Annotated in this window: 20 protein-coding genes; 8 read left to right on the top strand and 12 right to left on the bottom strand. The window is 54.2% G+C overall.

The annotated features are described in order from the left end of the window. Nucleotides 1-252 precede the first annotated feature (252 nt). Nucleotides 253-525: a polyhydroxyalkanoic acid system family protein gene (locus CSQ89_RS14190; RefSeq protein WP_158229000.1), complete on the top strand. Its 273-nt coding sequence runs from the start codon at nucleotides 253-255 to the stop codon at nucleotides 523-525. A 97-nt stretch (nucleotides 526-622) separates the two neighbouring features. Here CSQ89_RS14190 and CSQ89_RS14185 read toward each other — a convergent pair whose 3' ends face one another. After that, the gene (locus CSQ89_RS14185) at nucleotides 623-2617 is read right to left on the bottom strand and encodes an SDR family oxidoreductase (RefSeq protein WP_099406792.1); all 1995 of its coding nucleotides are present in this window, start codon (nucleotides 2615-2617) and stop codon (nucleotides 623-625) included. A 173-nt stretch (nucleotides 2618-2790) separates the two neighbouring features. Between CSQ89_RS14185 and CSQ89_RS14180 the strand changes: the two genes are divergently transcribed. From CSQ89_RS14180 to CSQ89_RS14170, 3 genes are all read left to right on the top strand, one after another. Further along, the gene (locus CSQ89_RS14180; protein WP_099406791.1) at nucleotides 2791-4287 is read left to right on the top strand and encodes a WS/DGAT/MGAT family O-acyltransferase; all 1497 of its coding nucleotides are present in this window, start codon (nucleotides 2791-2793) and stop codon (nucleotides 4285-4287) included. Between the two features lie 153 nt (nucleotides 4288-4440). Continuing rightward, on the top strand, nucleotides 4441-5586 hold the full coding sequence (locus CSQ89_RS14175; RefSeq protein ID WP_099406790.1) for an aminotransferase-like domain-containing protein: 1146 nt from the start codon (nucleotides 4441-4443) through the stop codon (nucleotides 5584-5586). Between the two features lie 494 nt (nucleotides 5587-6080). Beyond that, nucleotides 6081-6554, top strand: a complete 474-nt coding sequence (locus tag CSQ89_RS14170) for a DUF1161 domain-containing protein (protein ID WP_199065543.1) — start codon at nucleotides 6081-6083, stop codon at nucleotides 6552-6554. A 351-nt stretch (nucleotides 6555-6905) separates the two neighbouring features. Here CSQ89_RS14170 and CSQ89_RS14165 read toward each other — a convergent pair whose 3' ends face one another. The 6 genes from CSQ89_RS14165 to dapA form a co-directional block, all read right to left on the bottom strand. Further along, nucleotides 6906-8498 (bottom strand): DUF1631 family protein, encoded by a 1593-nt coding sequence (locus CSQ89_RS14165; RefSeq protein ID WP_099406789.1) that lies wholly within the window; start codon nucleotides 8496-8498, stop codon nucleotides 6906-6908. Beyond that, nucleotides 8499-9278 (bottom strand): DUF1631 family protein, encoded by a 780-nt coding sequence (locus tag CSQ89_RS14160; RefSeq protein ID WP_099406788.1) that lies wholly within the window; start codon nucleotides 9276-9278, stop codon nucleotides 8499-8501. It lies immediately after the preceding gene. Between the two features lie 33 nt (nucleotides 9279-9311). After that, entirely contained in the window at nucleotides 9312-10094 is a 783-nt protein-coding gene (locus CSQ89_RS14155; RefSeq protein ID WP_099406787.1) for a hypothetical protein, read from the bottom strand. Nucleotides 10095-10247: 153 nt separating this feature from the next. Beyond that, nucleotides 10248-12041, bottom strand: coding sequence for an ABC transporter ATP-binding protein (locus tag CSQ89_RS14150; protein ID WP_099406786.1), 1794 nt, complete (start codon nucleotides 12039-12041; stop codon nucleotides 10248-10250). Between the two features lie 92 nt (nucleotides 12042-12133). Further along, the gene (bamC, locus tag CSQ89_RS14145; RefSeq protein WP_099406785.1) at nucleotides 12134-13267 is read right to left on the bottom strand and encodes an outer membrane protein assembly factor BamC; all 1134 of its coding nucleotides are present in this window, start codon (nucleotides 13265-13267) and stop codon (nucleotides 12134-12136) included. A gap of 17 nt (nucleotides 13268-13284) precedes the next feature. Beyond that, nucleotides 13285-14163 carry a 4-hydroxy-tetrahydrodipicolinate synthase gene (gene dapA / locus CSQ89_RS14140; protein WP_099406784.1) on the bottom strand — a complete coding sequence of 293 codons (879 nt, stop codon included), beginning with the start codon at nucleotides 14161-14163 and terminating at the stop codon, nucleotides 13285-13287. 590 nt (nucleotides 14164-14753) lie between these two features. Here dapA and CSQ89_RS14135 point away from each other — a divergent pair. Both CSQ89_RS14135 and CSQ89_RS14130 read left to right on the top strand, forming a co-directional pair. Continuing rightward, entirely contained in the window at nucleotides 14754-16463 is a 1710-nt protein-coding gene (locus CSQ89_RS14135) for a type III secretion system effector inositol phosphate phosphatase (protein ID WP_158228999.1), read from the top strand. Between the two features lie 10 nt (nucleotides 16464-16473). Beyond that, complete coding sequence (locus CSQ89_RS14130; RefSeq protein WP_139023090.1) at nucleotides 16474-16908, top strand: CesT family type III secretion system chaperone; 435 nt, start codon at nucleotides 16474-16476, stop codon at nucleotides 16906-16908. Between the two features lie 141 nt (nucleotides 16909-17049). Here the strand turns inward: CSQ89_RS14130 and CSQ89_RS14125 are convergent, their stop codons facing one another. The 5 genes from CSQ89_RS14125 to CSQ89_RS22930 all read right to left on the bottom strand — a co-directional run bounded on the left by CSQ89_RS14125 (nucleotide 17050) and on the right by CSQ89_RS22930 (nucleotide 20187). Then, nucleotides 17050-17712, bottom strand: a complete 663-nt coding sequence (locus CSQ89_RS14125; RefSeq protein ID WP_099406782.1) for a glycerophosphodiester phosphodiesterase — start codon at nucleotides 17710-17712, stop codon at nucleotides 17050-17052. Between the two features lie 56 nt (nucleotides 17713-17768). After that, nucleotides 17769-18413, bottom strand: a complete 645-nt coding sequence (locus CSQ89_RS14120) for a glutathione S-transferase family protein (protein ID WP_099406781.1) — start codon at nucleotides 18411-18413, stop codon at nucleotides 17769-17771. Between the two features lie 84 nt (nucleotides 18414-18497). Then, nucleotides 18498-18635, bottom strand: coding sequence for a hypothetical protein (locus tag CSQ89_RS22505; RefSeq protein WP_158228998.1), 138 nt, complete (start codon nucleotides 18633-18635; stop codon nucleotides 18498-18500). A gap of 412 nt (nucleotides 18636-19047) precedes the next feature. After that, nucleotides 19048-19470 carry a hypothetical protein gene (locus tag CSQ89_RS14115; protein ID WP_099406780.1) on the bottom strand — a complete coding sequence of 141 codons (423 nt, stop codon included), beginning with the start codon at nucleotides 19468-19470 and terminating at the stop codon, nucleotides 19048-19050. 252 nt (nucleotides 19471-19722) lie between these two features. Continuing rightward, nucleotides 19723-20187 carry a hypothetical protein gene (locus CSQ89_RS22930; protein WP_186293390.1) on the bottom strand — a complete coding sequence of 155 codons (465 nt, stop codon included), beginning with the start codon at nucleotides 20185-20187 and terminating at the stop codon, nucleotides 19723-19725. Nucleotides 20188-20204: 17 nt separating this feature from the next. On the opposite strand from CSQ89_RS22930, the gene gcvA reads away from it, so the two are divergent. Both gcvA and CSQ89_RS14100 read left to right on the top strand, forming a co-directional pair. Next, nucleotides 20205-21080 carry a transcriptional regulator GcvA gene (gcvA, locus tag CSQ89_RS14105; protein WP_199065540.1) on the top strand — a complete coding sequence of 292 codons (876 nt, stop codon included), beginning with the start codon at nucleotides 20205-20207 and terminating at the stop codon, nucleotides 21078-21080. Nucleotides 21081-21130: 50 nt separating this feature from the next. Next, a partial coding sequence (locus CSQ89_RS14100) for a patatin-like phospholipase family protein (RefSeq protein WP_199065537.1) occupies nucleotides 21131-21431 on the top strand: 301 nt, incomplete at its 3' end.

Below are 21431 nucleotides of genomic sequence, written 5' to 3'. Positions count from 1 at the left end.
TACCATCGCCGACAAGCCCGTTGCTGTCGCCGCACCAAACGTGCTCAGCAAATAGTCGGTGTACAAATCGAGTTCTTTGTTCTTCATGGCGACAGGTTATCGTATGCACTGCGTAACATCAGTTACTAGCTAGGTGTAAGCTAGAGAATGTGGGTAAGCGGAGTATTGCTAGCGGTATCGCAAGGGTAAACGCTGGACTTTGCAACCTTACATGGCTTGAATTTCAATTCAATAAGAACCGGGAGCTTGGTAGTGTCGATCAATATTCGTTACCCACATGACAAACCGCAAGAAGAAGCGCGTAAGTTGGCTGAGAAGGTCGCCGAGGATCTCAGCCGTGAATTCAGCATGACTTATCATTGGGAAGGTGACATCTTGCATTTCGAACGCACTGGCGTTTCAGGCCAGCTCAGCGTTGTGCCCGGTGAAGTAGTAGTTGAAGCAAAGTTGGGCTTTTTGCTTAGCGCACTCAAGCCGCGTATTGAAAGTGAAGTGAAAAAATTCCTGGGCGAAAATTTTGCATGATCTTGGGTGTCGATTTGCCCTGATGCAAGTAATCAGGGGGGCACCCAAGCGTACACCCCCGACTGCTAAATTCGTGAAGCACAAAATCAAAATGGGATTACAAGTGAATGCCCTTCATGATCTGCATAAACGCCAGTTGATCGGCGCTTAGCTCCGGTGTACGTCCAGCCTCCTTACCACCCTTGGCCGCGGCAGAGTCAGGGAACATGCGGTAAGCCGTGTTCATGATGATCTGGGCTACTCGTGGTGCCAGCGCGTGGATCGTTTGGCTAAAAATGCCCAAGCCTGAAGCCACCCGTACCGGCTTGTAGATGATGGCCTGAGCCACCATATCGGCAGCTTCTTCCGGGCCGATAATGAATGGCATGTTCTTGTAGATATCAGTTGGCGCAATCATGGGTGTGCGCACCAGCGGCATATTGATCGTGGTGAAGTAAATGCCGCGGTCTGAGAACTCGCTGGCAGCGCAGCGGGTAAAGGCATCCAGCGCCGCTTTCGATGCCACATAGGCTGAAAAGCGCGGTGAGTTGGTCAGTACGCCAATCGACGAGATATTGATGACCTGACCCGATTTACGTGCACTCATACCAGGCAGCAGCGCCAGGGTCAGACGCAAACTACCGAAATAGTTCAGCTGCATCGTGCGCTCGAAGTCGTGAAACCGGTCGTAACTGTTTTCGACGGCGCGACGGATCGAACGGCCGGCGTTATTGATCAGTACGTCGATATACTTGTGGGTTTCTAATACAGTTTGCGCCAAGGTATCGATGGCTTCGATATTGGTCAGGTCGCACGAATAGATGGAGCACTTACCGCCACTTGCCTCGATTTCCTGTTGCGTGGCGGTGAGTTTTTCCAAATCACGCGCCACGATGATGACGTGTGCGCCGGCTGCTGCCAGCTTGATTGCCGACGCTTGCCCGATGCCCGAAGAGCCGCCGGTAATCAGCACCTGCTTGCCGCGTGATACCCCGCTGAGGGTACGGTCGATAAACAAATCCGGGTCCAGATTGCGTTCCCAGTAGTCCCATAGCTTCCAGGCGTAGTCTTCCAAGGGCGGGATCTTAATATCGGTGCCGGCCAGTAGCTTTTGGGTTTGGCGGCTGTCAAACCGGGTGGGGTAGGAGACAAAGTTCATGATGTCTGCCGGCAAGCCCAAGTCTTTCAATACCGCATCGCGTACCCGGCGTACAGGTGTGAGCGAAGCCAATGCATGGCGTACCATCGTCGGAATAAAGCCAAAGACCGAAGGATTGATCCGTACCGTAAGCTTGGGTGCGTGCGCTGCTTCGGCGAAGATCGCCAGCGCCTCGCCCACCCGCTTTGCATTCGGGTCGGTCAGGTGGAAACATTGGCTATTGTGTCCATTTAAATGGGCCAGATGGTCCATGGCCTCTACCACATAGTCCACCGGCACCATGTTGATGCGGCCACCATCAATGCCAATAGCAGGCATCCAAGGCGGGAGTATTTTGCGCATTTTTTGTAAGACCTTGAAGAAATAGTAAGGTCCGTCGATCTTGTCGATTTCACCTGTCTTCGAACTCCCCACCACAATGCCTGGGCGGTAGACCCGCCATGGACGCGAATATTCTTCACGCACCAGGGCTTCCGAGTCGTGCTTGGTGCGAAAGTAAGGGTGGTTGAGCTTGCCAGCTTCCTTGAACATGTCTTCTGAAAACACACCTTCATACATGCCCGCTGCGGCGATCGAACTGGTGTGATGAAACACACCGGCTTCAATTACTTCGGCAAACGCCAATGCATGCCGTGTACCGGTCACATTGGCTGCGGTTTGGTCCTCTGCGCTGGCTTTTAAGTCATAAAGCGCGGCCAAGTGGAAGAAGTGCTTGATCTTGCCCTTGAGCTTCGCGATATCCTGCTCGGCGATGCCCATGGCGGGTTTGCCCAATTCACCCACCACCGGAATCACCCTTTCGGCATCTTTGCCCCAGCGCTGCTTCACCTTATCGAACTTCTCCAGTGATTCCCTGCGCACAAGCGCATACACCTTGCCCTTGCGTTTGTTCAGCAGGGTCTGAACGAGGTTGTTGCCGATAAAACCGGTTGCGCCGGTCACGAAATAAGTCATGGAGCGTATTCCTCGTGGTGTTGATGCATTCTGCGGTAGCTAACTTGCCTGAAAGCCGCACCAGTGCTGGTAATCGGCAAGAGGGTATGTTCTATAATTCTCACTTCGTAACGTCAAGCTAGCGACCGATTGGTCGTGCAAAACCGCCACAGGTTGGGGCGAGGAATGAAAATATGCTGTTAAATCTGTTTGGTTCTGAACGTGAATCCATGTCTGCTGTTGACACAGCATGGTTACGTATGGATAGGCCGACCAACCTGATGGTCATCACCGGTATCATGTTTTTCGAGGGGGACCTGGATTACGAACGCCTGCAGCAGGTGATGCAAACGCGATTGCTGAAATTCCAACGCTTCAAGCAACGTGTTGTCCGCACCGGTACGAATGCGGCATGGGAGGACGACCCCGACTTCGATATGGCCCACCACTTGCGGCGTGTCGCGTTGCCGGGCTCAGCCAACAAGCCGGAATTGGAAACCATGGTCAATGATCTGATCTCTATTCCCATGGATTTTTCCAAGCCCCTTTGGCAGTTCTATGTGGTGGAAAATTATCAGGGCGGCAGCGTGCTGGTTGCACGTATCCATCACTGCATTGCCGACGGCATTGCCCTGATCCAGGTGTTGCTGTCCTTAACGGATAAGCAGCAAGACGCCGGTGACGCCGCCAAGTCCAAGAAGCCAAAATTCCTGGCTGATGAGCGTGAACCGGATGACCCTTTCCTGCGGCTTTACAGGCCGGTGGCCAAGGTTTACGCCGGTATGCTCAAAAGCTACGCCAAAGTGCTGGGTGCCAGCTATGGCTTGATGAGCAACCCGACCAAATTGGCCGAATATACTCAGACGGGTTTAGGGCTGGGTCAGGGCATCGCCAAGATGGCGACCATGTCGGCCGACCCACGTACCAAATTCAAGGGCAAGCTTTCCACCACCAAGCGCATCGCCTGGTCCGAGTCGCTGCCATTGTCCGAGGTCAAGCATGTGGGCAAGGCGCTGGATTGCTCGATCAACGACGTGCTGCTTTCCTGCGTGGCAGGTGCACTGCGGGCCTACTTGGTAGAGCATGGCGAAGAAGTGAATGGCTTGACGATTCGTGCCTCGGTGCCGGTGAATTTGCGCCCCGAGAACATGCTCGACAAATTGGGCAATTATTTCGGCTTGGTTTTCCTGCCGTTGCCGATTGGCATCGCCAATCCGATTGAGCGAGTCTACGAAGTCAAACAGCGTATGGCCGATATCAAGGGCGGCTACGACGCCATTATCACGCTGGGCCTGCTCAGCGTGATGGGCTCGTTACCGAACATGATCGAGCAACCGGCTATTGAGTTCTTCAGCACCAAATCCACCGCGGTGATGACGAATGTGCCCGGGCCGCGTGAGCCCATTTACCTTGCAGGCAGCAAGGTGCACGACCTGCAATTCTGGGTGCCGCAGTCAGGTGAAATCGGCATGGGTGTTTCCATCCTCAGCTACAACGACCGTGTGAATTTTGGTGTAATGACCGACAAGAAGCTGGTGCCCGACCCGGCAACAATCATCGATCGCTTCGGCTCGGAGTTCGAAAAGCTGGTGCTGGCGACATTGATGCATACGGTGGATGGCCCACCCGACCCGGAGCTTGCCGAGCTGCACTTGGCGGTACTGCGTATGCAAGCAGCAGCCTGCGTTTGATGCTAGCTCCCCGTGAGGAGGGGGCACATACAGCCGAAGGGAAATGCTTACTAGCACAACACCGGTACGGTGGACATTTCCCATTTGTACGCTGTATCTGTAAAACAGACCCATTGTTTGCCATCCTACGAGCCTAATCTGCTGGAGTGCTCCATGTTTTCTGAACGTATTTCCCGTTTGCAAGGCTCCTTGGTACGCGAGATTCTTGCTGTCGCCAATCAGCCCGACGTGATTTCCTTTGCCGGTGGTTTGCCTGCCCCGCAAGCCATGCCCAAGCTTGATTTCACCGAACTGCCCGCCAGCCTGAGTCAATACGGCCCCAGCGAAGGTGAGCTGTGGTTGCGCGAAGCCGTGGCCGCTGAGATGAGCAAGAACGGGGTACCGGTTAACGCCAACGACATCCTGATTTTGACAGGGTCGCAGCAAGGCTTGGACTTGGCAGCCAAGTTGTTCGTGGATAACGACACGCCTGTATTGGTGGAAGCGCCGACCTTCCTTGCCGCGGTGCAGTGCTTCAGCCTGTATGGCGCCAAGTTTATTGAAGTGGGTTTGACAGCTCACGGCCCCGACTTGGAATTATTGGAGCGCAAACTGCGCGAAGAAAAACCGCGCTTTGCCTATCTGATCCCTACCTTCCAAAACCCCTCCGGCGTTTGTTACGACGAAGCCACCCGCCAACGGGTTGCCGACCTCTTTGACGAACATAACGTGGTGCTGCTGGAAGACGAACCGTACCGCGAACTGGTTTACGACCAATGTGACCGCGCGCCTATCTGTTCGCGGCTCAAGCGGGCGGCGTGGATACATTTCGGCACGTTCTCCAAGACGGCCATTCCCGGTTTGCGAGTGGCTTATCTGGCATGCCATCCCAGCCTGATGCAGAACTTGTACAAGCTCAAACAAGCGGCCGACCTGCACACCAACCGGCAAGGGCAGTGGGCCATGCACCAGTTGCTGACTTCCGCTGATTACCCGGCGCATATTGCCCGCTTGCGCGAGTTCTACCACCAAAAGCGCGACATCATGGCCCAGGCGCTGGACAAGCATTTCCACGACATCGCCGATTGGGCAGTACCGCCGGGGGGGCTTTTCTTCTGGGTCAAGCTCAAAGCCAATATCGATAGCTATGCATTGCTGGAACCTGCCCTGGCCCACAAAGTTGCCTTCATGCCGGGCAAGCCGTTCTATGCCAACGAGCGTATATCAAACGAGCTGCGCCTGAATTTCAGCCACGCCTCGCCCGAACGGATCGATGAGGGCATCAAAACGCTGGCTAACGTGGTCCGTGCGCATCTCTGATTCAAAACCGTGTTACGTGTTGCCACCACAAACCCCAAAGGCCGCCATCGCGGCCTTTGGGGTTTGTGCCATCGGTATGAACTTAGGGTTGAGGCATGAACCTGCCAATAGCAGTAGAGCGATGTTCGCTGAAGCTATTAGACAGGTTCTTGGACGTACTATCACCCTTTGATGTGGAATGTGCACGCGGTGAAGACGGCTTCGCGCTTTGAAGTGATTGCCTGCATTACTTGCAGGCAGATGAGCAAAGTCGGTTCAGGCGAACCTAAAGGCGACTTTTTGATGGCTGGGTTATAGGAGGTAGCCTGAATTCTGTAGACACTTTCATTGTTTGAAGGTGCTACCCTTGATTCGTCATAGACATAGACCAACCCCTCACCTGATGACTGAATTCGGGTATTATATTCGCATAAAATCAACGTTGCATTGAATCATATAGCGAAAATTCGCTCTACATTACGATGTACTCCGCCCTATTAATTGAGTTTACCCAGATGCTGACAACCAAATTGGTATCTGTTGCTTATTGTCACAGGACTTTTATGAAGTATTTCTATTTTCTTATCGCTTTAGTCAGCACCCAAGCCTTTGCAATAAAGCCGTGTGACGAGTTAAAAAGTGAAATTGCGGCAAATATAGAAAAAAAGGGTGTTGTGCAATACACCCTCGATATTATTCCTTCAGGCGATGTGGGTGATCAGATGAAGGTTGGCTCTTGTGAGGGCGGAACAAAGAGTATTGTTTATATCAATAAGCAAAAACGGCTTAGTGAACAGACAGCACAATGTTATTGGATGGAAAATAGGACGGGTAAATTTACCTGGGTTAAAGCCAGTTCAGTTTATCGTTCAGCCATTACTAAAAAACAGTGTTTTGGACTCGATAGTTGCGATGGAGGCGAAGGCAGGAGTGGTGGTGGGTGCTACAAATGGGCTGACTCTGCTGATGCGCCGAGGCAATCTTGGTAAAGGGCCAGATAGTCTTCTAACAGGCTGTTGAAAAACAATTCTTAGTGGGAGAAATTGACTCAAAGCGCCCCTTTAACGACCTAAATTGCTCAAACCTTAAGCAAATTTTGCTTAGTTTTTAGGCAAAACGGCATGATTTTCGCAATTTTCCAGCCTCTGGTAGGAGCCAAAATCGTTTTTCAACAGCCTGCTAAGCACCTGTTTTTGCTATTAGAACCCGTCTAAAGTCTCGTGAGCTAGGGCAAGATAGGCAAAAACAGTCGAGGAAGCGGCGTTTACGCGTGGTGAATGCGCATTCCGAGGGTGTTTTCAACGCCGTATTGCTGACGCACAGCAGACTTTAGACAGGTTCTAAGTCAGCTTGGCCTGCTCAGACCACTGTTCCATTTCATCGACGTTGCGCAATAGGGCGATGACTGCGCGTTCGAATATGGGTTCGCTTTCAATAAAGCGCACATGGCCCAATGCCAATAAACGGCGGAAAAGATGGACGCTGAGCGCTGCGGGTTTGCCCAGGTCGGAGATGGTGAGCAGCAGGCTGGCTGCCTGTGGGCTGATCCAATTGAGGCGGGCGCGGCGCGAGCTGCCGCCGAATGCAATTTCCACCATCACGCCAGCCCGTAGTTGCTTGAGTACTTTTTCTTTCAAGACTTCCGACTGCGCCAACGCGATGGTTGCCCCATCGTCTTTTGCTATCAAGTCGCTGAATTGCTGGTCCAACAATTCCAGCGATTCGTCCAATTCCTCGGCCGCCTCGGCTGCGTAAGCTGTATCGAATTCATGGCCTGCTGCTTTATTGGATGTGCCTGGCACTGCATTGCCTAGTACGTAGTCGGCAAAATGCGCTTCCATTTCCGCAAGCGATGTCGAGGGTTCCTGATGTCCTTCTTTCAGGGCTTCCACATGTGCTTCTACCAGCCAGTCCAGAAAGGCTTGCTGGTCCGTATCACTCATGCGCGCCAAGGCGAGGTTGCCTGCTAGCGTATTCACCATTTCAGGCAATGTCTTCAGCATCTGCATTCGTTCGGCATTGCTGGTCTTGGGTTGTACGCTCCACACCAGCCTGGGCACCATGCGCCGGCACTGGGTAGCTTTGGAGGCATCGTCCCTTGCGACGTGTTCAATCACCAAAGGCCAAATGCCAAGTAGGAAGTGCCGCAGGCGCGCGGGCATCTCAATGCTTTCTAAGGCTTCCCGCATGGCGGCTACGGCTTGTAGATAATGGGCGGTGCGTGCTTCGGCATGGGTGAGAGCGGTGGCGGCGCGCGCCATGTGGACATCGCGTTTGGTAATCGGGCCGGCCAGGTAATCATCCAGTTGAGACAGCAAGTTGTTGAACAAGGCGGCATCACTGCTGGGGGCTGCTACGGCAAGGTCGATAATGCGTTGAATTTCCGCCGTCAAACCCATCGAAATCGCGTCTTTCTCACTTAAGCCCACGGCGATGGAGCCAATGCGGTTGAATAGCTGGCGTGCGGGGTGGCGTTGTTCGGCAAACAGGCTGGGGTCGAATAGGCCCAACTTAAGCAACTGAAACTGAAGCCGCCCCAGTTGGCCGCGTACCGGGCTGGGCACTTTGCCATCCCGCAGCATGAACTCGAACAGCATGGCCACCACATCGACCACCATACGCTCGCTGGGGTCTTGTGCCTGGCTGGTCAGACGGCCCCGGTTTTCGAGAATACGATTGCGGAGCAAAGCGTCATTTTCATTATTTGGAGCGCTGTATTGGGCGGTTGCCTCCAGTTCCAGTTCTACAATGCTGCCAGCCAGCACCGTACTGCCGGCAAAGGTGGTGAAGATGGCAGGGCAGTTTTGGCTGCCTGCAGGCAGGGTGCCAAACAACTCTCGCAGCAACTGGCCTGCATTGGCCTGGGCATCCAGCCAAGGGGGCGGTGAGGTGATTTCTACCGGGGCGCTTACCGCATCGGGGTTGGTCTTCATCTAAATCCAGCGGAGCAGCAGGTCGCTGCGCGGCAATTGGCTGGCTTGGGCGGCCAGGGCTGTTGGTATGGTTGCTGTTACAGTAGGGCTATCAATTGGCTGGAGCGCCCGCGATTTGCTGGACTTTTTCTCGCTGCGACTGCGGCCTTGCGCCGGTAGCTTTACGGGAATACCGAAGCTCTCCAACTGGGCGTTGAGTTGTTGATACAGGTCGATCACCCGCGTGCTCAAGCGATTCGCGGCAGCCTTTTGCAATACTTCGCTGACATCCTCAAGCAGGTCCAGCTCGCTGATGCCCAGCGCCAAGCTGCCACAGATGACGTAGGGGCGGAATGGGTTCTCGCGCTCAGCGCTTTCTGTTTGATGGTAGAGATTGGCGATGCGGGCGTTGAGGTTGGACAGGGTTGTTCCAGCCTCGCTACGAAAATTGGCGATCCTGCGTTCCAGCGCCAGTTCCTGTTCCACATCTGCCAAATCACGCAGACTCAGGTTGTGCCGTGGTGCTTGGTTGAATCTGCGTCGTTCACGCCGAAAGGCGGTGACCAGACTGCGATCGAGCAAGCGCTGCAAATGGACTAGCCAGGCACTGTGCAATTCGGTATCGAAGGCCAACCAGGTGGCGCGGGCATCGAACATCACGCGGGCATCATGCGTTGACGATGCCCGGTCGGCTTGTTCAATCAGCTCGGCTGCCACTTCGCTCAGCAGTTGTGGCCATTGCTGCTGAATATACGCCTGCATGGTAGCTTGTAATGCTTGCAGTATTTCAGCCCGCTTCATGGCGCTATGACCTGTAGCTGAGGAAGATTAATGTCAGTCGTTGCTCAATTCCGACTTGGCGAAAGCCACATCCAGTGCTTCCATCGCGTCGCGTTGAGTACATGCTGCGGCTTTCTCGTAAAGCTGGGTAGCGTCTTTGATCTTCTTGTTCCCATATAAGGTTAGGAGGCCATTGGCGTACTCGATATGGGCAATGGCGGAATGCGGGATCAGTTCCAGTGCTTTTGCATAGTGGGTTTCCGACGCATCCTTGGATACCCCATAGGTTAACGACCCTACCATGCTGCCTACCTTGCCGATGATTTCGGCATGGTAGGCCCCGAGCGCGATATGGGCTTCGGCATGCTCGGGTGCTAGCGCCAGGGTTTTATCCAGGCTGGCCTTGCACTTGCCTGCCAGTCCTTGCGCCAGCGCTTTGGTGATGGAAATCGCCTGGCTATAACGCCCAAGCGCATAGGCATGTTGGTAATGGGCATTAATATTGTTGGGATTCTCTTGGGTGGCAATATCGGCGCGTTCAGCCACTTCTTCGAACAATTCCTTCTTTTCGTCTTCGTCCTCGGCCAGATAGGTTGCGTAGATGCTTTGCGCCTTGTTGGCGGCATTCATGCCAGAGGCGGTCTCGGCTTTCAGCCCCAGCGCGACCGCATTTTGGAAATCACCGCGGTGGTAGGCGCGCCATGCCTCCTGGCTGGCTTCGTCCTCGGGCCAGGGTTCTTGATCACCGGCGTGCAAACGTTCCCAACTTTGCCAGAGCTTGTCACCATCGTAGCGATAGCTGCTGGTGTCGTAGGGAACGGCTTTCCAATTAGACATGCTTGCTTCCTCTGCTTTTTATTGATTCTAGCAACTGTAGCAGAGGCAGATTGGCTCTCGCTGCGGCCCAGTTCAAAACGATGCCTGGAAACGGTTTACTGTCTTATGCGTGTTCCTCTATTGAGGTTTATGCGCCGCTTCTTGGACAGGTTCTTACAGGCTTTGAACCGCTTCCCGGGTGCGTTCACCTGTTTGCAGACGCCACAGCGAGGCATAACCGCCGTCCTTCCCTAATAGTTGCTCATGTGTGCCGGCTTCTATGACTTGTCCTGCTTCCATCAGATAGATGCAGTCGGCCTGGCGCACGGTGGAAAGCCGGTGGGCGATGATGAGGGTGGTGCGATTCCGGCTGACGACATCCAGGCTGCGTTGGATGGCGGCTTCGGTTTCGTTGTCTACCGCACTGGTGGCTTCGTCCAGGATCAGGATGGGTGGGTTCTTTAAAATCGCCCGCGCCAAGGCCAGCCGCTGGCGTTGCCCGCCCGACAGTTTTTGGCCGCGTTCGCCAATGCGTGTTGCAAAGCCAAGCGGCAGTTTGGTAATGAACTCGGTGGCTTCGGCAGCTTGGGCTGCTGCGGCAATATCAGCATCGCTGGCATCCGGTACGCCGTAGGCAATGTTCTCGGCTACGGTGCCATCAGTCAGGAAGCTGTCTTGTGCGACATAGCCGATGGCCCGGCGCAAGTCTTGCAGGTTCAGTTCATCAATCACCTGACCATCCAACAGGATTTGGCCCGATTGCGCGGTATAAAAGCGCAGCAGCAGTTTGATGAGCGTGGACTTGCCCGATCCGGTCGAACCCACAAAAGCAATGGTTTTACCTGCTGGAATCAGTAGGTTAATGTTTTGCAGGGTTGGTCGGTCGTTGTAGCTGAAGTTCACCTGTTCGAAACGCAATTCTCCCTTGGCGGATGCGGCGGGGAAGTGGCGGCCTTCGTAAGGGATGTTGATGGGCGTGTCGAGCAGGTTCATGGCCCGGTCGATGGCGGCCATGGAGCGCTGGTACATATCGGCGACTTCGGCAAGCCCGGTAAGGGGCCACAATAAGCGCTGGGTAAGAAAGACCAGGACAGAATAAGCCCCTACCGCGAGTTCACCCTGTATGGTCAACCAGCCACCGTAGATGAGGGTGGCGGTAAAGCCACTCAGGATAGCCATGCGAATGACGGGCGTGATGGCGGCGCTGATGCGGATTGCGCGGGCATTGGCAGTGCGGTAATGACGGCTTGCCGTATCGATATGTGCGGCTTCGAAGTTTTCGGCAGCGAAGCTTTTGATAGTAGCTAAACCCAACAGGTTGTTGTTGAGCCGGGCAGAGACATCGCCTGCGGCCTCGCGCACTTCGGTGTAGCGGGGTGCAAGCCGGTTTTGGAACCAGAACGCACCGAACAGAATGGCGGGTACGGGTAAGAGGGCAACCAGCGCAATGCCCGGTTGCAAGGCGAAGAAGACCGCGCTGACCATGATGGAAGAGCAGAACACCTGGATGATCTGATTCGCGCCGCCGTTGACGAAGCGCTCCATCTGGTTCACGTCGTCGTTGAGTATGGAAAGCAGGTTGCCGGTACGCTGATTCTCGAAGTAAGCCATTTCCAGTTTTTGCACATGCTGGTAGACATCAAGACGTAGATCATGCTGGATGTCTTGCGCCAACTGACGCCACTTTACTTCATACAAGTACTGGAACAGAGACTCGCCACCCCAGATCAAGACATTGATACAACCCAGAAATAGCAACTGGTGCCATGTGTCGCTGATACCGAGCCCCTGCAACACCTTCTGCGCTAGGAAGCTGTCTTCCCCTTTCACTACTACGTCCACCGCCACACCAATCAACACTTCAGGCAGGATGTCGAAGAATTTGTTGAGTACGGAATAGGTGGTTGCGAGGCGGAAATCACGCCGATATCGGCTGGCGTAGCTGAACAGTCTTTTCAATGGATTCATGGGCAAGCTTCAATCGTCTTGTGGTGAATTTTTGAGGGGGTAAAAAACAAAACAGCCGCCGGATTACTCGGGCGGCTGTTGTACTGCTGGGCTTAACGTAGTTCGACCATTAGTGGGTTGAGGAGCGCTGTTGCCTGGGCCTCAGATAAAGCGGCGTTGTCCTTGCCGCTGATCTGCACCGTGGTCTTGGAGTCCTTGCTGACGACCAGGGCTTGGTACTGCGGTCGGCTTTCCTGCTTCTTCTCTTCGCTTTTCCAGAAAGCCAGCTTATCGAAGAAGCCTTCTTCCTTGGCGGCGAGAATCTGGCCGGCGCTGATGTAATAGATGCCTAGCGAGCGGTCGCGGTCATTGATGTTGTAGCCGGCGCGTTCAAGTGCCAGCCCAATGCGGCGCCAAGCGCGGTCGAAACTTTCATCGACCTCGATTACACGCTTGCCATCAGCTTGGGTGACCAGTTGTGCCCGGTTGCTGCTGCTGGCCGGCGTGGTGGTCTCGGCAGGTTTGGCGGTGACGATCTTATCGGCGGCGTCCGCACTGACCCCCATGCGTACCAACAACTGCTTCAGCTTCGCTGTTTCGCGTTCTGGATCGCTGGGGCGTGGCGTCCAACGGGTGTCGCTCTTGTCGCTGGTGATATACACCTCTTCCATACGGCGATGGGCGATGTAGATTTCAGTGCCCTTGCCGTCGGCACTGCGTTCCAGGCGCATACGGTACTGGTCAGCCATGCCGCTGTTGTACGATGTCTTCATGCCGCGCTGAAGGGCTGAACGAATAGCGCCCAGCGGGAGGTTCGGGCGTTCTTCCACCCAATTGGTTTCCAACAGGCCCGCTATCGGGTTGTCGACCGTCAGTTTGAATCCCAGGTCCAGCCAATACTGGCGTGCTTGCGGCCAAACAGTGTCGACCGGAGCATTGACGACCAGCCAGCGCAGGCTGCCATCATTTTCGATGCGCGCTTTGTCGAATTGCGGCAGTACGGCGCCGGAAGCAAGGATCTGCTGGCCGGCGGCGCTGAGGGTGATGCCGGGGATGTTGTAGGTTGTGGCGGACTCGGGCGTCGCCAGGTCCGGCGGCACTTCCAACTTGCGACTTTGAATGGCGGTACGGGCCTTGGCGTACTCAGGCCCTTCGGATTTGTCATCACCGAAAATGGGCAGATTGGCGCAGCCTGCCGCCAGTGTAACCAGCGCAAGCGCTGCAGCAATAGGGGTGGTTCGAATCATGGGATCAGTAATTTCCGTTAGATCGCAATGCCGGCTTGGCGCATGGCTTCGCGCAGGGGCACTTGGGCGGCGGTCGAAAGCTTGGTCAGAGGGAGGCGGATACCGTCAGGCATCAGGCCTAATTTGCTGACAGCCCATTTGGCTGGGATTGGATTGGCTTCGATGAAAAGATGCTGGTGCAGCCCTTGCAGTTTGTCGTTGGCCACTCGTGCTGCTGCAATATCGCCTTTCAGGGCGCTGGTGCACAATTCGCTCATCAATTTTGGGGCGACATTGGCGGTTACCGAGATCACACCGTGCCCGCCCAGCAACATGAAGGCGATCGAGGTGGCGTCATCACCTGAATACAGCGCGAAGTGCTTGGGTGCACGCAGGACCAAGTTGGCTGCACGGCCAATATCGCCAGTCGCGTCTTTCAGGCCGACGATATTGGGAAGCTGGGCCAAGCGCAGTGCGGTGTCGTTGCTCATGTCCGCAACGGTGCGGCCGGGTACATTGTAAAGAATGGTGGGGATGGCCACTGCTTCGGCAATGGCCTTGTAATGCTGGTAGATACCCTCTTGCGTGGGTTTGTTGTAGTAAGGCACCACAGACAGTGTCATGTCGGCGCCGGCTTCCTTGGCCAGACGTGCGAGTTCAATAGCTTCACGAGTGGAATTGGCGCCTGTTCCTGCAATAACCTTCATGCGGCCACGGACCAGTTCAACGGTCTTGCGCACGATAGCGATGTGTTCTTCCACGTCCACTGTGGCTGATTCACCAGTGGTGCCAACCGCGACGATACCGGCTGTGCCGGCTTCGGCGTGGAACTCGACGAGCTTGGTAAGGCTCGCGAAATCGAGGCTGCCGTCCTCGAACATCGGGGTCACAAGTGCAACCAGACTACCTGTCAACATGGTGGAATTCCGTGGAGCGGGGGAAGGGAAAGCGGCGATTCTAACCGAATCAACCGAGCCGATGTAGGGACCGCTCGGACCTATTTCAGTTCCATCCGCAACGCACTTTGCTGTGAACTTATCCAAAGCCCGTCGCAAGCGTTTCTTGGCGCTTGTTCAAAGTTGCACAAGCCAGGGTGAGAGAAGGCGAAAATGGCCCGGGAAGCGGCGTTTACCGTGGCAGATAAGCATGCTTGAGGCAGTGCTATTTCGCGACGTATTGCAGCTTTTGAACAGATGTCTGACGGCGTGCAGTAACGGGGAGAGGTCTCGGTATCTGAATATCGATGTACGGTTCACGAAGGATTGTCACGCTGAGGAATCGCGCGGATGTGCATGTAAGTAAGAGCATGGCGCTGGTTGATGGCTTCGCAAGGCAAGGACAAATCAGACGCTGAGTGAAGAAAAGCGGGAGACGGTACCGAAAAGTGAAAGTCATGCGGGTGGGTAATTGTTAAGGTATGGGCAGGTTTTTCCGTGCCGATAAACAAATACAACAGAACGTAATAGACCAACCGAGTCGTGACGACGCTGTAGGGAGTTTGAGCGCCATGTTAATACCTTTTGTTTCTACACCGACAAGAGCGACACAGTATGAAGTCGCCAATACCAAGGCAGCTAGTAGCACACAGCTTGGTAATGCAAATATCGTTGCCGGCAGTGCTGTGGCACCGAAAAAAATCGAAGTGATGCATACGCCCCATACACTGGATATCGTGTCCCGGCTCAAGCAATTTTTGGGGCTGGAGCAGCCGCCATTATCGACCGCCTCATCCCGTTCATTACATACCTTGCTTGGGTTGCAACGCTATCAAATCAATGCGGCGCAACAGGCGCTGAGCAACCTTGGCTTGGCGTCAAGTACCGATGCCTTGGCGCTTGGCAGCCTGTCCAGACAATTGGATGCCACTGCGCTTCTCAAGACAGATCGGGAAGCGACGAGAACGGAAGTACGTAGAAACAAACAACTGGGTAAGGACTTAACTAATCTGATTGCGAATGCATTCAAGCGCGAAGGCATTCCCTCCAAAGAAGCACTGCGTGAAGCCAAGGCAGCATTTGCCCAGGCGCGTCTGGAAGTACTCAACAGCAAATCCTGGGAAACCATCGAGACCAAATTTGAACATGGTGGCCGCGCCTACGTCAGCACACAGATGCCAGCAAGCCAGATGAAGCTGGGTGACCGCGATATCTTCCCGAGTTGTTACGCCAGCAAGGGGGTGTGTTCCGGCTCAACGAAGGAGGCCACACATGCCGCCAATTTGTGGGCATCTGAGATACGTGGGGATGACGGACAAGTTTTACACAAGGGGGTGCGGCATGGCATCTTGTCACCATACGGCTTGTCCGACCGCCCGGTAGAGCGTCAGCAAGGGGCGTTGAATCGAGCGCGCGAAGTCGTGACGGCAGCGTTATTTTCACAGCCGGCAACGTTGCAACGGGCGCTGCAAGGTGAGGTGGTGGGCTTGCGGCTTACCTCCACGTCCCTGGTAACACCTGGGTTGGGCAGTGAAGGCAAGATGCTGCATGACCAGATTACAGCGTGGCGTACGCTTACTGACCAGCCACAACCGATGAGCCTGCAAGTACGCAATGAGGCTGGCGAGCTGTGTACCGTAAAGCTGAATTTGAAGTTGGCTGCGTTCAACTTTGGCGTCAATGAGCTCGCGCTTAAGTTCAAGCTGGGGCAAAAGCAGTCGGATGAATACAACTTGGTCGCCATGCATCAACTACTGGGTAACGACTTAAGACCCGACGCAGCGCCCGGTGGTTGGGTGGGCGAATATTTGCAGGACAATCCCCACAATCGGGATCGGGTACTGGAATTGGCGCGTCAACTTAAGACGATATGGGCGGATAAGTCGCACCATAAGGATGGGGGCGAGCCATATAAAGGCGCACAACGCGTGGCCATGCTTGCCTTTGAGATTGGTGCGGTATCGTGTTCCAACTGTAAAAGCGGCAAGGACAGGACCGGTATGTTGGATGCAGAGCTGAAGCGGGAGGCTGTAGCGCAGCATTTGGGGCGTGGCCTAAGTCAACCGGGCAGTGGTTTGAATGAAACAAATCGCACCCTGATGCAACAAGTGTTACTCCATAGCGGCAATCTGGAAATACAGGCGTACAACACCGGTGCACCGGGTAACAAAGTCATGAAAACGCTACCTGTATCGCTTCTGAATCTGTCTTATGCAAAGCGGATTGGCAACCCTGAAATTTGGATGCAAACCCAAGGCTTATCAGGCCTTGTCAAGTCTTGAAGGAATCAGAATGGACAATTTGCTACTAAGCCTATACGACGCGCTGGGGTTGGAACTCGATACAGAAGAACCTGTGCTGTGGGTGGATGAGGACTTGGCGATTTACTTTGAGGAGACGCCTCAAGGATTGGAAATGTGCTGCCCGCTGGGTGCATTGCCCGACGACGTTGCACAGTTGAAGCGGTTGCTGCAACGCAACTATGTGGACCCGGTGGTATTGGCGGCTGATGCAGACAGCACCTTGTTGCTCGCCCTACTACGCGCACCAGAGGATAGCGAGGGGGTGGATTTGTTGGCCATGCTGGAATTGCTGATCAGCTCGGCGCGTGGGTTGCGCGATGAGCTGGGTTTGTCGAATCAACACCGTGCATTGCATGACGAGGCCGGATCAACAAATCATCGGGAACTACCCAATACGCCAGGGTTGGTTGGAATGTTGGCTTGACCCCTGTAATGGTACCGATGTTTTGCGCCAAGCCGAAACGCAGTCATTAAAGATAGGCTGCGTTTCATCCGTTTTATCATGTCTTGCTGTGCACATAGACCAGCATCGGCTAACTTTGCTGGCTACGGCCCGGTGAGGGTTTTAAGCATTCAGCAAGCCGACGTGTTGGGGAAAGTCGGTAATCAAGGCATACACACCAAACTCTCGCATCAAGGTGTGTTCGTAGGCGGTATTGGCGGCGTATACCGCATTATGAAAGCCCAGCGCATTGGTTTGGCGCAGGATGTCGGGATCGACGATTTCACAGTCCCATATCAGCGTGCGCAAATTGCGGTAGGGCAGTGCTGTATGGACCAGACTATTGATGGTTGCCGGACGATGGGCACTGAGAAAGCCACACTCTACAGATAATAATTCGGCAGCTGCGAGGACGATTTCATGACGGAAGGATGTTACCAGTAGTCGATGGGTTTCTTCGTATTGGCTCAATATGGGCAGCGCCAGATTTGCGGCTGCCGGTGTTTTGATCTCAATATTCCAAAAGGTATTCGGGAAGGCTTGCAGTGCTTCTTCAAGCGTGGGAACAGTGTAGCCGCAGGTTTCAGACAACTGTTTCCTGGTCAGTGCTGCTACGGGCACGCCATCCTTCGATACCCTGTTATGAAACAATACGGCTTCATTGTCGGCGCTTACCCGGACATCGGTCTCAATGCCGGCAAAACCGAGGTGTAAAGCAGCAGAAAAAGCTTCCAACGTGTTTTCAGGACAAATGGCGTGATAGCCACGGTGAGCGAGGAGTTGCATAAGTGAAGACGCCTTTTTTGGTGCTTTTTGCTAGTTTAGGTGTGGTTGTCTCTGGATTACACCCAAGGCTTGGCCAATTGCTCTGTTGCTAGCACTTTCTGCACCGCTGGTCGCGCCAACACGCGTTGTAGCCAGGGACCGATGTGTCTGTAGTCGCGTGCTTTGGGACCCTCAAAATTGCGTGTCCATCGGCATAGCATCATAGCGTAGGGGTCAACGAGACTATATTCCGTTCCCAACAACCAGTCTTGACCATGACGGGCCAATTGGGCATCGATTTGTTCCAGCAGGGTGAGTACCTTGCGTTGGGCATGTTGTTTGATCTGGGCAACCGCCTCCCCATCGTTGGCCCACCGTTCGGGGTAAAAATAGATGATGAGTGTTTGCTGCAGCGTGGTGGACAGCCAGCTCAACCATTTATAAAAGTGGGCGCGTTCCGTGCTCCCTAACCGTGGCGCCAGATCTGCTTCAAGATGTGTATCGGCGAGGTGGAGGCAGATAGCTGCTGTTTCATACAGCACGGTATCGCCATCAACGAGAACCGGTATCAACCCATTGGGATTCAACGCCCGGTAAGCAGGTGAATTCAGCCCATCGTTGTCTTTGTCGATCTTGATCAGTTCAAACGGAACAGCCAGTTCCTCAAGCACTATATGCGGCGCCATACTGGCGGTGCTTGGGTAAAAATGGAGTTGGATCATGGTGGGAATCTGCGGTAAGAAAAAAGCCAGCCTACGCCAGCAGAGACGGCTTGGCGTAGGGAGGCTTGGGTGGATGTGGTTAAGTTAATGAAAAAGGAAACCTATCAGCAACACCAGGGCAATGGTGAGCAGAATGGCAGCTTCCATCACGTCGTCGTAACGGCTGCTGTGATCGGCACGATCACGGGTTTGGGCGCTATCAAATTCAAAGTAGGCGCTCATCGTGCTAACTCCTGTATGTTTCGGCATAAGGCAATGGATCGTGCTGTTAAGTAGCCGTCAGACTACTCAGAACCTGTTCGCCCCAACAAGCCACTTTGTTGAGGTTCGGGCAGGGTTCGAATGGGGCATGTATGTGAGATACATACCGCATCCTACTGATGCATTCACCTGCTCCAAGGCGGGTTCGCTAAGGCGTTTGACTCAGTCCCCTCAAACTGTCGGTAAAGCCCTATCCTGGTCGTGAGCCGCAGTGGCACAGTGCGAGGAATCTCATGTATGTGATGGATACATGGGGATTCCAGAGCACCGTATCTCCGCGGTTGGCGGCCTCCTGATACGGATCGTGAACAATTTTTGGGGTCTTGCTGAAAGCAAAGCCAAGTCATAACGGCTGATCGAATTTTGGACCGCTCTATTTGGCTTTGCCGGTTTTGCGGCCGAATGGTGGGGAAGTGTCCAACGTGGTTGGCATCCTCCGTGTTTTAGTGCTTGCTCTGCCTAGCCCTGCTTGATACAGCGGGTCGTAAACCCCTTGTTTCCACCGCTCAGTTTGCCCTGGTTGTTCTTCGATAGTAATGCCTAGTCGAGTCCGGCTTGGTTGGCCCTTGGCCTGCGTTGTTTTGCTCAAGCTGTCACAGTCGCTCATATACACGCTCCGCTTGGTCCATGCCGCTTTGTCCGCTTCGCTGCTTTTGCTGCGTAGCAGTCTTAGCACGCTGGGAATATAGCCGTCGGTACAAGCTCTTCGCTTGGGGGCGGCGGCTCGCGCTGATTTCAAGGCGAGCGCGTTAATTTCATAAGCCCATTTGTTAGCGTTGTTATTGAGTTGATTCATGTTTTTCTCCGGTGTTATTCGATTGGGGCTGAGTCAGTTTGTGCACCGTCTAGGCCCCTGATCACGGCTGCGCAGCAAGTCCGTAAACAGGTTCTGAGAACCTGTTTAATGCCTACTATGCGTCAGCGCTACGGCGTTGAAGGCGCCGTCGGAATGCTCATTTAAAACTTAGTGACTACCGCCTCCTCTCCCGCTTTCGCCTTGCTCGCGAGACTCGGTGAGATGTGTGCTTACCCGTGGTGACTGGCACCCTCAATGGCTTTGTGAACGACGAGGGAAAAGCAGGCAGCGAAGGTGTTTTTGTGTGGCATTTCCCATGCGTGACAGCCAAGTTCGACGGGCTGGCATTGGCATGGATTCCAATTGCAGCTGTGCATCGCTTAGCGCTTCAATCAGTACCAAGCTGTTAGCTTGGGTGCGGTAATGCTCGTCGGTTAGCAAAATGACATCGGCACTATTGTTTTCCATCGGCACTATTGTTTTCAGTAACCCAGGCATTTCCTTTTTGACAGGTAATGTAGAGGCAATCTTTGCTTTGCAGCGTGTGTAGCTGATTGCGCTGGAGAGTATGTTCGTATTTAATGAAATGCTTATGATACATTTTGTCGTTCCTCTTCGCTTAGTTTGAAACGTGCAGCATTCTGGGAGCGGGACGTGGAAACACACAATCGATGCTTTTTCATCCAATGATTGAATTTGACTCACTTGTTTCTTCACCAGGTAAATTGCCGTCCTTGCCTGCGCTACGCGCGTTTGAGGCGGCGGCACGGTTGGGCTCGGGTGCGCGTGCCGCGCAAGAGCTATTTGTTACGCCAGGGGCGATTAGCCACCAGATAAAGGCGTTGGAAATCCAACTCGGTTATCCATTGTTTGTGCGTGAGGGGCGAAGGCTTGCGTTGACGCCGGAGGGAAAGCGGCTGGCCACCTGCCTAAACCGTCTCTTGGTGGGCGTGGGGCAGGAGCTGGCCGAAATCAAGCGCGAGCACGAGCGGCCACGTCTTACGCTGACGGCGTTGCCATCCTTTTCAGCACGTTGGTTGACACCCAGGCTGGGAAGATTTATTCAGAGCCATCCTGAAGTTGAGCTTTGGGTTCAGCCATCGACTACGCTGGAGAAGCTAGGGGGCCCAAGCGGTATTGATTTGGCGATTCGGATGGGGAGGGGTAACTGGCCGGGCTTACATGCCGAGCACTTTTTTGATGAGGATTTTCTCGTGGTTGCCAGCCCTCATTTGCCTGGGGGATTGCCGTCAGATCCTAGCGAGCTTGCGGGTAGGAACTTGTTGCGATCAGCGGGAGAACCGTGGCGACCTTGGTTTAAGCGGGCAGGTCTTGATTGGCTTGAACCCAATCAAGGATTGATCTTCACGGATTCGGGCCTGATGGTGCAGGCGGTGGTTGAAGGGCAGGGCATCGGTCTCGCCCGGCGTGCACTTATACAGAACGATTTGGCAGCAGGCCGGTTGGTGCAGCTGTTTAAGTTAACACTGCCGTCGGACTGGTCCTATTGGTTGGTGACAGCCAGCCCCTCACCGCATCGCTTGGTGCTGCAGATGTTTATTGATTGGTTGAAGACCGAGATCGTTCCAGTTACAGAGAATGAAAGTTAAACCTTTGTCTTGTTTCGTTGCCTTACGTTTTTGACTATGGAAATAGGCAGATGCCGTGTTTTGTCCGTTGTGCCGTATTGTTTGCATTGTTGATAAGCCATGTTACCTATGCAGATGAACGCCCCCGAGTGGCATTGGTGCTGGGCGGGGGAGGCGCGCGTGGGTTGGCCCATATCGGGGTGCTGAAGGTATTGGAAGAAGCGCGTATTCCCGTCGATTGCGTTGTGGGAACCAGTATGGGCGCCTTGGTTGGCGGTTTCTATGCTTCAGGTAAGCGGGCAGACGAAGTTGAGAAGGCGGTTGAAACAATCAACTGGGACGATGTATTGAATGATCGGCCCAACCGGGAGC

This window comes from Chitinimonas sp. BJB300 (assembly GCF_002735695.1).
Lineage (GTDB): Bacteria > Pseudomonadota > Gammaproteobacteria > Burkholderiales > Chitinimonadaceae > Chitinimonas.
This window is presented reverse-complemented; position numbering and strand designations above follow the sequence as displayed.

Coding starts and splice junctions, on each gene's coding strand:
- CSQ89_RS22505 (WP_158228998.1), bottom strand. CDS start 18,635: ATGAGCGCCTACTTTGAATTTGATAGCGCCCAAACCCGTGATCGTGCC.
- CSQ89_RS14170 (WP_199065543.1), top strand. CDS start 6,081: ATGCTGACAACCAAATTGGTATCTGTTGCTTATTGTCACAGGACTTTT.
- CSQ89_RS14115 (WP_099406780.1), bottom strand. CDS start 19,470: ATGAATCAACTCAATAACAACGCTAACAAATGGGCTTATGAAATTAAC.
- CSQ89_RS14155 (WP_099406787.1), bottom strand. CDS start 10,094: ATGTCTAATTGGAAAGCCGTTCCCTACGACACCAGCAGCTATCGCTAC.
- dapA (WP_099406784.1), bottom strand. CDS start 14,163: ATGTTGACAGGTAGTCTGGTTGCACTTGTGACCCCGATGTTCGAGGAC.
- CSQ89_RS14120 (WP_099406781.1), bottom strand. CDS start 18,413: ATGATCCAACTCCATTTTTACCCAAGCACCGCCAGTATGGCGCCGCAT.
- CSQ89_RS14175 (WP_099406790.1), top strand. CDS start 4,441: ATGTTTTCTGAACGTATTTCCCGTTTGCAAGGCTCCTTGGTACGCGAG.
- CSQ89_RS14150 (WP_099406786.1), bottom strand. CDS start 12,041: ATGAATCCATTGAAAAGACTGTTCAGCTACGCCAGCCGATATCGGCGT.
- bamC (WP_099406785.1), bottom strand. CDS start 13,267: ATGATTCGAACCACCCCTATTGCTGCAGCGCTTGCGCTGGTTACACTG.
- CSQ89_RS14160 (WP_099406788.1), bottom strand. CDS start 9,278: ATGAAGCGGGCTGAAATACTGCAAGCATTACAAGCTACCATGCAGGCG.
- CSQ89_RS14130 (WP_139023090.1), top strand. CDS start 16,474: ATGGACAATTTGCTACTAAGCCTATACGACGCGCTGGGGTTGGAACTC.
- CSQ89_RS14180 (WP_099406791.1), top strand. CDS start 2,791: ATGCTGTTAAATCTGTTTGGTTCTGAACGTGAATCCATGTCTGCTGTT.
- CSQ89_RS14185 (WP_099406792.1), bottom strand. CDS start 2,617: ATGACTTATTTCGTGACCGGCGCAACCGGTTTTATCGGCAACAACCTC.
- CSQ89_RS14165 (WP_099406789.1), bottom strand. CDS start 8,498: ATGAAGACCAACCCCGATGCGGTAAGCGCCCCGGTAGAAATCACCTCA.
- CSQ89_RS14125 (WP_099406782.1), bottom strand. CDS start 17,712: ATGCAACTCCTCGCTCACCGTGGCTATCACGCCATTTGTCCTGAAAAC.
- CSQ89_RS14135 (WP_158228999.1), top strand. CDS start 14,754: ATGTTAATACCTTTTGTTTCTACACCGACAAGAGCGACACAGTATGAA.